This window comes from Bacillus sp. DU-106 (assembly GCF_004799705.1).
Taxonomy (GTDB): domain Bacteria; phylum Bacillota; class Bacilli; order Bacillales; family Bacillaceae_G; genus Bacillus_A; species Bacillus_A cereus.
Window position 1 is genome coordinate 786,281 of record NZ_CP026607.1, and the last position, 13,460, is coordinate 799,740.

The following is a 13,460-nucleotide window of genomic DNA, read 5'->3' on the forward strand; positions in this document are numbered from 1 at the left end:
GGTGTTTCTTATGACTAATATCGTGAAAATTAGAGCCAGTGTATTTATTCCAATGTCTTGGACTGAGGCTAAGAAGGATATGGAAACAGAAAAAGTAATTCAATTCGAAGGTGATTCACGTGAATTCACACCGTATGCGGTAAATGCGATGCGCTCTAGAGTTGAGCAAGAGGTAGTAGTTGATTTCTATAAAGAAGAAGTGTTTTCATATGCGAACACGGGTATTACGACCGAGAAGATTACAAGTCCAGATGGTTCTGTGAGTAAAAGAACAGGGAAAGCAAGTACAGAAAATATTGTGTGCACTGATATCACATGGAATTCTGAAGGTGTGCAATTCAAAATGAGTGCGAGTGCAAGTAATCCATTAAATGTATATGCACCTCCTGTGGATTATGTATTAAATGTATGTGTGAAACAGGATGGTAGTATTGATATTCAAGGGGAGCATGATGGATTCCCTTGTTTTGAATTTTATAAGCAAGTAGATTTCGGTTCATTTGAAAAAATATATACACATGATTTTAGAGAAACTGGTGATACAGCGGCAGCCCTAGGCGGGAACATGGAGTATAGTTTTACAAAGAGATTATAGGAAGTATGATAATAGAACGATGGATTGATTCATTCGTAAAGAACTTGGAAATATCTAAGTTCTTTTTTTGTTTCAAATTTGTGAAAGACATATTGATTGAAATTAAATTTTTTATAATTTATTATATACCCGTACAGGTATAGGTTTTATATGTGTGATATATGAGGGAATTAAATAATAAATAGTATGGAGGTTTGACATATGTCTAGAAAAATTGTTGTAGTAGGCGGAGTTGCTGGCGGGGCATCAGTAGCTGCAAGGCTTCGTCGTTTAAGTGAGGAAGATGAAATTATTATGTTTGAACGCGGTGAATACATTTCGTTCGCAAACTGTGGATTGCCATATTATATTGGCGGTGTCATTACAGAAAGACAAAAGTTATTAGTACAAACTGTTGAAAGGATGTCAAAACGTTTTAATTTAGATATACGTGTATTGAGTGAAGTTGTAAAGATTAATAAAGAAGAGAAAACAATTACGATAAAGAATGTAACTACAGATGAAACATATAACGAGGAATATGATGTTTTGATTCTTTCACCAGGGGCGAAACCAATTGTTCCACCTATTCCGGGCATTGAAGAAGCGAAGGCGTTGTTTACGTTACGAAATGTACCTGATACAGATCGTATAAAAGCGTATATTGATGAGAAGAAACCACGTCATGCGACGGTTATTGGTGGAGGATTTATTGGAGTGGAAATGGTTGAGAATTTAAGAGAACGCGGGATTGAGGTTACTCTTGTAGAGATGGCAAATCAAGTGATGCCACCAATTGATTACGAAATGGCGGCATATGTACATGAGCATATGAAGGTGCACAATGTTGAGCTTGTTTTTGAAGATAGTGTAGATGCGTTAGAAGAGAATGGGACTGTTGTACGTTTAAAAAGTGGCTCAGTTATAAAAACAGATATGATTATTTTAGCAATTGGTGTACAACCAGAGAGTAGTTTAGCGAAAGATGCAGGATTAGCATTAGGAGTTAGAGGAACGATAAAGGTAAATGAGAAATTTCAAACATCTGACCCATATGTATATGCAATTGGTGATGCGATTGAAGTGAAAGATTTTGTTACAGAAACAGAAACGATGATTCCTTTAGCGTGGCCCGCTAATCGTCAAGGTCGCATGTTAGCAGATATTATTCATGGTCATACGGATTCTTTATATAAAGGTACGATGGGAACTTCTGTGGCTAAAGTTTTTGATTTAACAGTTGCTTCGACTGGAGTAAATGAGAAAATATTAAAACGATTAAATATACCCTATGAGGTAGTACATGTACAGGCAAATTCTCATGCGGGATACTATCCGAATGCTACGCCAGTGCTAATAAAATTAATCTTTAATAAAGAAAGCGGAAAAATTTACGGAGCACAGGCTTTAGGGCGTGACGGGGTAGATAAGCGTATAGATGTTATCGCGACGGCAATGAAGGCAAACTTAACTGTAATCGATTTACCGGATTTAGAATTATCATATGCCCCGCCGTATTCTTCTGCAAAAGATCCAGTAAACATGGTGGGGTATGCTGCAAGTAATATAGTAGATGGTTTTGTGGAAACGGTACAATGGCATGAAATAGATCGTATTGTTGACAATGGTGGATATCTTATAGATGTTCGGGAGCCCAATGAACTAAAACAAGGAATGATTAAAGGCTCTATTAATATTCCGTTAGATGAATTACGTGATAGATTGGATGAAGTGCCAATGGACAAAGAAATATATATCACTTGTCAACTTGGTATGAGAGGGTATGTTGCAGCGCGTATGTTAATGGAAAAGGGATATAAGGTAAAGAATGTAGATGGTGGTTTTAAATTGTATGGGACAGTATTGCCAGAACGTGTTGTATATTGATATTTTTCATTTTCTATTTCAAGATTTAGTGGAAGATGAAAACCTATAGATTAAGGTTTTACTTTTTGTTTTGCGAACATATAAGGCGAAAAATAAAAATAGGGGTTCACAAAATACCCTATAGGGTATAATATATTGTCATAGGTTATAAATAGTGACATAATGGTAATGAGGTGATTATAGGATGGAATATAATCAAGATATGAAAAATAGATTGAAACGTATTGAAGGTCAAGTTCGTGGTGTGCTTCGTATGATGGAAGAAGGAAAAGATTGCCGAGAGGTTATTACACAGTTAACGGCATCTCGTTCTGCACTTGATCGTACAATTGGACTCGTTGTTGGAACGAATTTAGAGCAATGTTTGCGTGAACAGTTTGAAAGTGGAAATGGTTCAAATGAAGAGTTAATTAAAGAAGCTGTTCAATTACTTGTAAAAAGCCGATAATCTGTCAAACGTAAGTGTTGACAGATTTTCAAAAACGTTTTAATATACCCCTACAGGTATATGTATATGAATTGTGGAGGAATCGATTATGAGTATAAAAGTGGATATGAGTTTAGATTGTAAAGGTTTGGCTTGTCCGATGCCTATTGTGAAAACGAAGAAGGCGATAGAAGGATTGGCACCAGGGCAAGTGATTGAAGTTAAGGCAACAGATAAAGGATCTACGGTAGATATAAAAAGTTGGGCGAGTAAAGTAGGACATCAATATATCGGGACGAAACACGAGGGTGATGTATTGGTGCATTATGTTAGGAAAGCAAACGAGCATGAAGTGAATGAAGTTGTGAAATATCCACATACAATTACGAATGCAGAATTACAGTCTATATTGTCTCATGGAGAAGAGAGCATTGTATTAGATGTTCGCGAAGCAGCGGAATTTGCTTTTGGCCATATTCCATCCGCCATTTCGATACCATTAGGTGAATTAGACAGCGCAGTGTTAGATGAGACGAAGCAAATTTATGTTATTTGTCGAACTGGTAACCGCAGTGATGTGGCTTGCCAAATGTTGAAAGAGAAAGGTTTTTCAAATGTGAAAAATGTCATTCCTGGTATGTTAGGGTGGCAAGGAAATGTGGAGAAATAAAATTTTTTAAACAAAAATATACCTATGGGGGTAATTAAATGGACATTAAGATGTTACAAGCAAAAGATGTTGCAGAGAAAGTTTTATTCGGAGAGTTATTCATTTTAGATGTTCGTAATGAGACGGATTATGAAGATTGGAAAATTGAAGGGAAGCAAGTTTCTTCTATTAATAAACCTTATTTTGATTTGTTAGATGGTGTAGATCATATTGTAAGTGAATTACCTAAAGATAAAGATGTTTTAGTAGTATGTGCAAAAGAAGGGTCTTCTATATTTGTGGCAGAGCAATTAATAGAGGCTGGATTAGAAAATATTTATTATTTATCTGGTGGTATGAAGGCTTGGAGTGAATATGTAAAGCCTATAAAAGTGGGAGATTTAAAAGATGGCGGAAGTATGTATCAGTTTAACCGTCTTGGAAAAGGTTGTTTATCATATATGGTTATTTCAAACGGTGAAGCAGCAGTTATTGATGCAGTAAGAACAGCCGAGGCATATGAAGAATTTGCGAAAGAGCATGCTGTTACGATTACGAATGTAATGGATACACATTTACATGCAGACCATATTTCCGGAGGACGTAAGTTAGCGGAAAAGGTAGGTGGTACGTATTGGTTACCACCAAAAGATGCAGAGGAAGTTGTCTTCTCATACGAACCGCTTGTTGAAGGATCTGTTATTACGGTGGGGGGTACTAAAATTGTAATTGACGCATTATACTCACCAGGGCATACGATTGGAAGTACGTCATTCATTGTAGATGATTCTTATTTATTATCAGGCGATATTTTATTTGTAGATTCAATTGGGCGTCCTGATCTTGCTGGTAAGGCTGAAGATTGGGTGAGTGATTTACGTAATACTTTGTATAGCCGATATAAAGAGCTATCTCAAAATTTAGTTGTGTTACCGGCTCATTATTCAAAAATAAGTGAAATGAACGAAAGTGGTATTGTTAGTGCAAAATTAAAAGATTTATTTGAGCATAATGCAGGGTTAAATATTGAGGATGAGGGAGAGTTCCGTAAAGTTGTAACAGAAAACTTACCACCTCAGCCAAATGCATATGAAGAAATTCGTCAAACGAATATGGGGAAAATTCACCCAAGCGTGGATAAAGAGCGTGAAATGGAGATTGGTCCAAATCGTTGTGCAGTGCACGAATAATGAAATAAATAAAAAATGGAGGAATTGATGATGAATATAAAACAAGTATTAGATGCGAAAGGTTTAGCATGTCCAATGCCGATTGTAAGAACAAAGAGAGCAATGGATACTTTGCAAACTGGAGAAGTGTTAGAAATACATGTAACGGATAAAGGGTCAGTTAAGGATATTCCAGCGTGGGCAAATAAATGTGGCCATGACATCGTAAAGCTTGAAGAAGAAGGCGATGTGCTGAAGTTTTGGATTAGGAAGGCGTAGTGAAGCAATAGTTTTGTAAATATAGAGAGGTTGGTTATATGAACACAATATTAAGTACGCTTTTCATTGTACTTGCTGCATGGTTTGTTATTTCACGATTTTTACCAGTGAAAGGTGTTCAAAATATAAATGGCAAAGAATTGAAAAGTATAGTGGGGAAAAAGGGGAAGTATTTTATTGATGTCCGTACAGTAGGTGAATATAGAGGGAATCATATGAAAGGCTTTCAAAATATCCCCCTAAATGATCTAGCAAGTAAGGCGAATCAATTAGATAAGAATAAGGAAGTAATCGTTATTTGCCAAAGTGGAATGAGAAGTAAGCAAGCAGCAAAGGTATTGAAAAAACTAGGGTTTCAGCAAGTAATAAACGTTTCAGGCGGGATGAATAGTTTGTGAGGAGGAAATTTAAAATGAAAGAAATGACTACAAAAGAATTAGAAGAGAAATTGTTGCGTAAAGAAGTGGTAAATATTGTGGATGTACGTGAAGTAGAAGAAGTAGCTGAAGGGAAAATTCCAGAAGCATGTAATATTCCACTAGGACTATTAGAGTTTCGTATGCATGAATTAAATAAAAATCAGGAATATATTATCGTTTGTCGTTCAGGCGGGAGAAGTGCAAGAGCTGTTCAATTTTTAGAAAGTTACGGTTTTCAAGTAATCAATGTGGTAGGTGGTATGTTAGCTTGGGAAGGAAAAGTAGAATAGGGAGAAACAATTTTTTATAAATAAAAAAATACCCCTATAGGTAATTGGAGGGAGAACAATATGGAACAACAGAAGAAAACAACAATCGTTTTATTTAGCGGAGATTACGATAAAGCAATGGCTGCTTATATTATTGCAAATGGTGCAGCAGCGTATGATCAAGAGGTAACTATTTTTCATACTTTCTGGGGATTAAATGCTTTAAGGAAAGATGAATATGTGAATGTAAAGAAAACATTTATAGAAAAAGTATTTGGAAGAATGATGCCACGCGGTGCTGATAAGATGGGGTTATCCAAAATGAATTTTGCTGGTATGGGACCAAAGATGATTAAAGGCATTATGAAAAAACATAACACAATGCCTTTGCCAGATTTAATTGATTTGGCAAAAGAACAGGGGATTAAACTTGTAGCTTGTCAAATGACAGTAGATTTATTAGGGTTAAAAGAGGAAGAGATTATGGAAGGCGTAGAGTTTGCAGGTGTAGGGGCATATTTAGCAGATGCTTCGGATGGGAATGTAAACTTATTCATTTAATCACCTTCTTTTTAGAAGGAGGGGGATGTAAGGTGAGTGGAGTATTATTACTTTTTATAATTGGGTTTATAGGATCGTTTATATCAGGAATGGTTGGAATTGGCGGTGCAATTATTAATTATCCGATGATCTTATATATTCCAGTATTGTTAGGATTTACTGGCTATACGTCACATGAAGTGAGCGGTATTACAGCGGTACAAGTATTCTTTGCAACTTTTGCAGGCGCCTGGGCATACCGGAAAAGTACTGATATGAATAAAATGTTAGTTGTGTATATGGGAGCTAGTATATTAATAGGAAGTTTTATAGGAAGTTTTAGTGCAAATCTATTAGATGAACACGCTGTAAATGTTGTTTATACAGTATTGGCGACCATTGCAGCTATGATGATGTTTGTACCGAAGAAAAATAATAGTGGAGCAGTTAAGTATAATAAATGGTTAGCAAGTGTGTTAGCGTTTATTGTAGGAGGTGTTTCGGGCATTATTGGAGCTGGAGGTGCGTTTCTTTTAGTTCCTATTATGCTAGTTATTTTAAAATTACCATTGCGCATGACGATAGCGACATCTATCGCTATTACGTTTATTTCCTCAGTAGGGATTACGACTGGAAAAGTGATTACTGGACAAGTAGTTATCATTCCAGCTCTAATTATTGCGGTTGCAAGTATATTTGCTGCGCCACTTGGAGCGCGAGTCGGGAAGAGGATAAATCAAAAAGTACTACAATATATGTTATCGATTTTAATTGTCGGCACTGCTGTTAAGATGTGGATTGATATGATATTGAAATAAAAGGATGGCGCTGCTTGCAGCCCATCCTTTTATTTATGCCCAAATAACTTTCATTAAGTTTTTATATTCGTCATTCGCTAATTTATATAGCATTCTCGTATGTTCAAAGACAAGTGCTGGATTAAAGTTTGGTTCTGAGAATGCAAGAGATGTTGAAATATCAATTGCATTTTGCTTATTTAATGTGAATTTTGCAAAGCGATAAGATGTATTTAATTCATTGATGACATGTAAAATATCATTTGTTGATGTTGCATCAGGTACGTGAGCAACATTGAAGCAGTATATATCCACCGTAGGATGTTCGTTTTGGAAAGCAGCGATAAGTTGAATCTTTGCGCCAGCTTCAGTCTCTAATCCTACTGAAAAATGAACAGAGCCATCATTTTCATCTATATTTTCTTCCATGTATATATCGTTGGATTTTAAGTAGTCTTTAAAATCTGAGATGTTATGTTTTACTGCAGCTTTCATATGTATGAGCCCCCTGATAATTGGAATAGATTGCTACTATTTATTATAATTTAAAAATATTAAAAAAGATAGTTAGAAAGTTCTGATTTTTAATTCTGAAGAAATAAAAAGAAGCCGTACTCTACCTCCATAGAGTACGGCTTCTTTACTATTCATTGTCGTTAGACGATGTTTCTGTATCTTCACTGCTATTTTTGTTCTTATTTTTCACTTCATTGTTACTTGATTCGCGTTCACTTGAATTTTCAGACTTAGATTCTTTTGTCTTTTTCGAATCAGAGTCTGAGTCAGACTTTGTATATGCAGGTAGCCCAAGATGAGTACGAAGTTCATTTGTAACATTAGCTAATTCTTTTTTATCTGGATTGTAGTAGTAAGTTCGACCACCACCAGCAGATTTGCTACATGTATCGTCACCTTTTGCCATATAGCAATCATCACCTTGGATTTGTAATTTCTCAATTTCCGAATCCGATCCATATTTATAGAATGAAAGCATATCATCAAATGTTAAGTTTGTAACGAATTGTCCGTTAATATCATCAATGATGTTGCCAACTTTTGTTACAGAACCAACACTTGTTAGTTTCTTTAAAATAGCCTCGATAACGAGTTGTTGACGTTGTCCACGCATTGCATCGCTATCGATGTGTCTTGTTCTAGCAAGAGCAAGAGCTTCTTCGCCATTTAACTTTTGAACACCTTTTTCTAGATGAATTGCCTCAGCATTATCATTGCTATCTTGCTCAGTAAATTCAACTGGTACATCAACTTCAACACCGCCCAAGTCATCGACGATTTTTATAAATGATTTAAAGTTAAATTTCACAAAATAATCGACAGGAACATTCATTAATTTTTCAACTGCATCAATGCTTGCTTGTGGTCCACCATTTTTTCCGTTTTTAGCAGAACCGAATGCATGAGCGTGTGTAATTTTATCTTTTTTCTTTTCTATTGGGATATAAGTATATGTGTCACGTGGGATACTTAATAGTTTAACAGTTTTGCTATCTTTATTAAATGTTGCAAGTAAAAGCGCATCTGTTCTTATAGCTTCACCATATTCTTTTCCTCGGACATCGCTTTCATCAACACCCATTATTAAAACAGAGACGTTATTTGTAATAGGTTTTACAGCTTTATCTCGTAAATCAGATTTATCACCGCGTGCTAAATCGTGTGCGGCATTTCGAACAGCAGAAGATGCTTTATTTACTAAAAACCAAGTATAACCGCCGCCTATTAATAAAACGAATAGTATAGCGCTTATAATAATTTTTATTTTTTTCTTATTTTTTTTCGGTTTATTGCGTGTATTTTCTTGCAAAGATGGGTTTTGCTCCATTTCCTGTACTCCTTCATTTGGATTGAAATACGACACTCATATCCACTTATTATAATGAAATTTAGCGAAAAAAAACATTACAAAACATTTACATTTCGTAAAAATTCAATATATTTATAAAAAGTCAGATTTTCTATATTATCTTTTTTAGATGTAGAATAAGTATAAGTTGTTTTAGTAGAAATGAAAATATGTATTGTGAGAAAGTGATAGAGAAGTAAGATTTGTTGAAATATAGCCAAGAAGAAATGAGTAAGCTTACTTATTTCTTCTATATAATAAAGAAGAATTTGACGGATAAAGGAGAGAGCATAATGAATCATACATCATTCCGAGCAATCGTTGTGAACGAAACGGAAAATCATCAGTTTGTAAGAAAAGTTGTTGAGAGAGAAGTAAGTAGTTTACCTGAGGGAGACGTATTCATACAAGTTCATTATTCTTCATTAAATTATAAAGATGCTCTTTCAGCTACTGGTAATAAGGGTGTTACGAGAACATATCCTCATACGCCAGGAATTGATGCTGCAGGAGTGGTTGTGAGTAGTGAAGATGCTACCATTAAAGCAGGAGATCAAGTTATTGTAACGGGATATGACTTAGGTATGAATACCTCTGGTGGTTTCGGAGAATATATTCGCGTGCCATCATCTTGGGTCGTGCCTTTACCGGAAGGAATGTCATTAAAGGAAAGTATGATGTATGGGACAGCAGGTTTTACTGCGGCTTTGTCGGTATATAAGCTTATTGGAGCAGGAGTCAAGCCTAGTATGGGAGATGTTTTAGTAACGGGTGCTACAGGCGGCGTAGGGAGTGTAGCTGTTAGTATATTAAGTAAGCTAGGGTTTAACGTAGTAGGAGCGACAGGAAAAATGGAAGAGGAAGATATGCTGCTACGTCTAGGAGCGAAAAAGGTGATTCATCGCGCGGAATTGAATGATGAATCAGGAAGACCGATGTTAAAAGGGATATACGCGGGAGTTATCGATACTGTAGGTGGACATATGCTAGAAACAGCTTTAAAAACAGTAAAGTATGGTGGTTGTGTAACGACATGCGGTAATGTGGCAGGCCAGGAACTACAAACAACGGTATATCCGTTTATTTTACGAGGTATAAGCCTTTTAGGGATAGATTCCGTGCAATGCCCAGTAGATGTGAGAAGAGATGTTTGGACGCTTTTAGCGAAAGAATGGGGAAATAAAGAGTTACTATCTTATACAGAAGAATGTACATTAGAAGAATTAGAGAAGAAGTTTGCACTTATATTGCAAGGAAAGTTAAAAGGAAGGACAGTTGTTAAAATATAATGAAAAAAGAGACGCTTAAGTTAGCGTCTCTTTCTTATTATAATGATTGTTTTAGATTAATTTTTCCTTGTTCACCTAAAACACCGTCAGCGATATTTACAGCGTGATCACCAATGCGCTCTAAGTTACTTACCATATCGACGAAGATGATACTTGCATCACCTGAACAGCTGCGTTCGTTTAGACGTAATACGTGACGTTTACGAAGAACACGTTCCATTTGGTCGATTTTGCGTTCTTTGGCAATAACAGTTTGAGCTAGTTCAGTATCGAAGTTTGTTAAAGCTTCAACTGAGTCTTGCAGTGTTGAAATTGTTAACTCAAGCATTTCGTTTAATTCAGCTAATGCTTCATCTGATAGTGAAACACGGTTTGAAATTTGGAAATCTACAAGTTCTACAAGATTTTCTACATGATCACCGACACGTTCAATATCTCCAACAACACCTGCTAAAACAGAATGTTTTTCAGAATCCGTAGGTGAAAGTGGCTTTTCTGATAGTAAAACTAAATACTCGGTAATTTTTTTATCTAAATTGTTAATAGCTCCTTCTAATTGAGTAGCCATGTTTGCGTGTTTTTTGTCTTGTGTATTTAAAAATTGATTTGCTTCTTTTAATCCATGTAATGAGAACTCAGCCATACGGATAATCTCTTTTTGAGCTTCAGTTAAAGCGATGGCTGGAGATTGTTCAATAAAGATTGGATTTAAATGTTGTGGTTTGAAGTCAATCGCTGCATCTTCACCACGAATAATTTTTGTTACAATCCATGCTAACACTGCAATGAACGGGAATTGAATGATTGTATTTGTTACGTTAAATGTTCCGTGTGCAAATGCAATAGTCATTTCTGGATTCAAGTTTAATGATGTTTGGAAATATTGAATTAAACTTGTAAATGGTATTAATAAAATTGTAAAGATAATTGTACCGATAATATTAAAGATAACGTGAACTAATGCTGCACGTCTTGCTGCAATTGAAGTACCGATTGCTGCTAATACAGCTGTAATTGTTGTACCGATGTTATCACCGAATAATACAGGAAGAGCTGCTTGTAAATCGATTGCACCTTGACCGAATAGTTCTTGTAAAATACCGATTGTTGCACTTGAACTTTGTACAATTAAAGTAAAGACTGTACCGACAACAATTCCTAAAATTGGATTATCACTCATGCTCACTGTTAATTCTTGGAATGATTCTAAAGAACGAAGAGGTTTCATACCTGCGCTCATTAATTCTAAACCGAAGAATAACATACCAAAACCGAATACAACTTGACCTACAGAATGTACTTTTTTATTTTTAAAGAAGAATAGTAAGATTGCTCCAACTGCCATAACTGGGAGAGCATATTCTCCGATTTTAATTCCGATAATAAATGCAGTAACTGTCGTACCGATGTTTGCACCCATAATAACACCGATTGCTTGTCTTAATGTCATAAATCCGGCACTTACAAGTCCGACTGTTAAAGCGGTTGTTCCTGAACTGGATTGGATTAATACAGTAACTAACATACCTGCTAGTACACCCATAAGTGGGTTTGTTGTAAAACGATCTAGAATATCGCGAAGACGATCTCCAGCTGCTTGTTGCAGTCCATCGCCCATGTATTTAATCCCGAATAAGAAAATACCTAATCCACCAATGAACTGGAAGATCATATCTTGAACATTATATTCCACGCATTCCACTCCTTAAATTTCATGTACGATGTAATTATTAACTGAACCTTGAGTCACTGTAAACGGTTTGCTAGTAAAATTTACACTAAATTTACAAAGGGAATAAAAGTTTACAATCCCTTAAAGAAACAACTGCATTTCATTGGTTTTTATCTTGTATAAATCTTAATTTTGTAAAGAAATCACACTTTTTAGAATAATGTTGTTCAGTCGAATATCAAGGAAAGCGTATGCAAGTTCATCGTATATTTTTTGATGAACGTTAAAAAAATATGTAGGGAAATGCATGTAGTTTTAGAACAGCAAAATGAGGGAAAACAATTCTTTTAACATGATAAAAAAGCCACTGAATTATCCAGCAGCTTTTTCCGTGTTTTTATCGCCATGCTTTTGTTTTCTTATGCTTGTAATGTAAATGAAGAGAAAAGCAATAAGTAATAGAGAGGAGTAACGATATACAGTTGCATAGTTTGTAAAGTGAGCAATAAATCCAAAGATAATCGCTCCAGCGCCGATTCCAAGGTCAAATGCGGAGAAGAATGTAGCAGTTGCTACGCCGCGTCGATGCGGTGCTACGCGGTCAATCATCCATGCTTGTAGTGCAGGTTGGATCGCTCCAAAACCACTTCCGTAACATGCTGCAGCAATAATTAAGCTCGGAATTGTCGTCGTATACGACAATAAAATAATACCTGTAAACGTTATAATAACTCCCGGAATGATGACGAATGTATGGCCTTTCGCATCATATAGCTTTCCAGAGAATGGACGTGTCACAGCGATTGCTAGTGCGTTACATAAAAAGAAGAGACTAATATCAGCTATGCCGACTTCTGTAGCAAATAGTGTGATAAAACTTCCGATTCCTCCGTACATTAATGTAATACATAATATTAATAATGAAGGAAGTAAAGCTTTACGCTCAATAAATCCATCGAGAAAAGTACTAGATGATTGTTGTGGAGGCTGTTTCGTTTTTTGGATTTGAAGTAGTTTCGTTAATATTAATGAAACAATTGTGCACGATAATGCACATAAAAAAAGAATTGTGAAGTTATATGTTTGCATAAGCCATAGTCCGATAAGTGGACCGAGGGCCATTGCAAGTGTTCCAGAAAGACCAAAATATCCCATGCCTTCTCCGCGGCGAGCTGAGGGAATTAAATCAGAAACGACAGTTCCATATGTAGTCGTTGTAATGCCGAAACCAGCTCCGTGCAAAATACGAACAGCAAGCAAGAGAAAAATAGTTGAGGCGAAAAGGTAACTGCCCATAGCGAGTAAACAGATAGCAGTACCGATCATTAAAATGATTTTTTTATTGAATTTTTGCAAGGCGTTCCCAGTTAGCGGTCTAACAAAAAGTGCCGCAACGGTAAACATGCCGACAACAAATCCGATATTTGAACTTGTGCCACCAATTTCTTTCACATAAACAGGTAAGGTTGGAATTAACATTTGAAACCCTAAAAACATACATAAGTTTGCAAAAATTAAAGCAACAAACTCTTTTGTCCATAACGGTTCTCGTTTTACGAGTATTGCTTCTCCCATATATTCATCCCCTATATAAAATTTTCTCTTTTCTTTCGAGTATATGTATT

General features: G+C 35.8%; 15 protein-coding genes. 11 read left to right on the forward strand and 4 right to left on the reverse strand.

Annotation, left to right across the window (positions count from 1 at the left end; genetic code table 11):
• Positions 1–10 precede the first annotated feature (10 nt).
• From C3Y97_RS04105 to C3Y97_RS04150, 10 genes are all read left to right on the forward strand, one after another.
• Positions 11–595 carry a DUF3238 domain-containing protein gene (locus C3Y97_RS04105; RefSeq protein WP_000182101.1) on the forward strand — a complete coding sequence of 195 codons (585 nt, stop codon included), beginning with the start codon at positions 11–13 and terminating at the stop codon, positions 593–595.
• Between the two features lie 201 nt (positions 596–796).
• Positions 797–2,461, forward strand: coding sequence for a CoA-disulfide reductase (cdr, locus tag C3Y97_RS04110; RefSeq protein WP_017673121.1), 1,665 nt, complete (start codon positions 797–799; stop codon positions 2,459–2,461).
• A gap of 184 nt (positions 2,462–2,645) precedes the next feature.
• Positions 2,646–2,909 (forward strand): metal-sensitive transcriptional regulator, encoded by a 264-nt coding sequence (locus C3Y97_RS04115; RefSeq protein WP_000456206.1) that lies wholly within the window; start codon positions 2,646–2,648, stop codon positions 2,907–2,909.
• Positions 2,910–2,997: 88 nt separating this feature from the next.
• Complete coding sequence (locus C3Y97_RS04120) at positions 2,998–3,558, forward strand: sulfurtransferase TusA family protein (protein WP_000023949.1); 561 nt, start codon at positions 2,998–3,000, stop codon at positions 3,556–3,558.
• 38 nt (positions 3,559–3,596) lie between these two features.
• On the forward strand, positions 3,597–4,727 hold the full coding sequence (locus C3Y97_RS04125) for an MBL fold metallo-hydrolase (protein WP_121868520.1): 1,131 nt from the start codon (positions 3,597–3,599) through the stop codon (positions 4,725–4,727).
• A gap of 27 nt (positions 4,728–4,754) precedes the next feature.
• On the forward strand, positions 4,755–4,985 hold the full coding sequence (locus tag C3Y97_RS04130; RefSeq protein ID WP_002182462.1) for a sulfurtransferase TusA family protein: 231 nt from the start codon (positions 4,755–4,757) through the stop codon (positions 4,983–4,985).
• Between the two features lie 38 nt (positions 4,986–5,023).
• Entirely contained in the window at positions 5,024–5,383 is a 360-nt protein-coding gene (locus tag C3Y97_RS04135; protein ID WP_001092319.1) for a rhodanese-like domain-containing protein, read from the forward strand.
• A gap of 14 nt (positions 5,384–5,397) precedes the next feature.
• Positions 5,398–5,694, forward strand: a complete 297-nt coding sequence (locus C3Y97_RS04140; RefSeq protein ID WP_000661811.1) for a rhodanese-like domain-containing protein — start codon at positions 5,398–5,400, stop codon at positions 5,692–5,694.
• 60 nt (positions 5,695–5,754) lie between these two features.
• Positions 5,755–6,234 (forward strand): DsrE/DsrF/DrsH-like family protein, encoded by a 480-nt coding sequence (locus C3Y97_RS04145; RefSeq protein ID WP_000437747.1) that lies wholly within the window; start codon positions 5,755–5,757, stop codon positions 6,232–6,234.
• A gap of 32 nt (positions 6,235–6,266) precedes the next feature.
• Entirely contained in the window at positions 6,267–7,031 is a 765-nt protein-coding gene (locus C3Y97_RS04150; protein ID WP_000017250.1) for a sulfite exporter TauE/SafE family protein, read from the forward strand.
• Between the two features lie 33 nt (positions 7,032–7,064).
• On the opposite strand, the gene C3Y97_RS04155 is transcribed toward C3Y97_RS04150, so the two are convergent.
• On the reverse strand, positions 7,065–7,505 hold the full coding sequence (locus C3Y97_RS04155; protein WP_000642362.1) for a hypothetical protein: 441 nt from the start codon (positions 7,503–7,505) through the stop codon (positions 7,065–7,067).
• Between the two features lie 148 nt (positions 7,506–7,653).
• Positions 7,654–8,853, reverse strand: coding sequence for an LCP family protein (locus tag C3Y97_RS04160; protein ID WP_000437391.1), 1,200 nt, complete (start codon positions 8,851–8,853; stop codon positions 7,654–7,656).
• 314 nt (positions 8,854–9,167) lie between these two features.
• Between C3Y97_RS04160 and C3Y97_RS04165 the strand changes: the two genes are divergently transcribed.
• A complete protein-coding gene (locus C3Y97_RS04165) occupies positions 9,168–10,163 on the forward strand; it encodes a YhdH/YhfP family quinone oxidoreductase (RefSeq protein WP_001016967.1) in 996 nt (331 codons plus the stop codon).
• Positions 10,164–10,200: 37 nt separating this feature from the next.
• On the opposite strand, the gene C3Y97_RS04170 is transcribed toward C3Y97_RS04165, so the two are convergent.
• The gene (locus C3Y97_RS04170; RefSeq protein WP_000456278.1) at positions 10,201–11,856 is read right to left on the reverse strand and encodes a Na/Pi cotransporter family protein; all 1,656 of its coding nucleotides are present in this window, start codon (positions 11,854–11,856) and stop codon (positions 10,201–10,203) included.
• Between the two features lie 351 nt (positions 11,857–12,207).
• Positions 12,208–13,410: an MFS transporter gene (locus tag C3Y97_RS04175; RefSeq protein WP_000503245.1), complete on the reverse strand. Its 1,203-nt coding sequence runs from the start codon at positions 13,408–13,410 to the stop codon at positions 12,208–12,210.
• Positions 13,411–13,460: the final 50 nt, after the last annotated feature.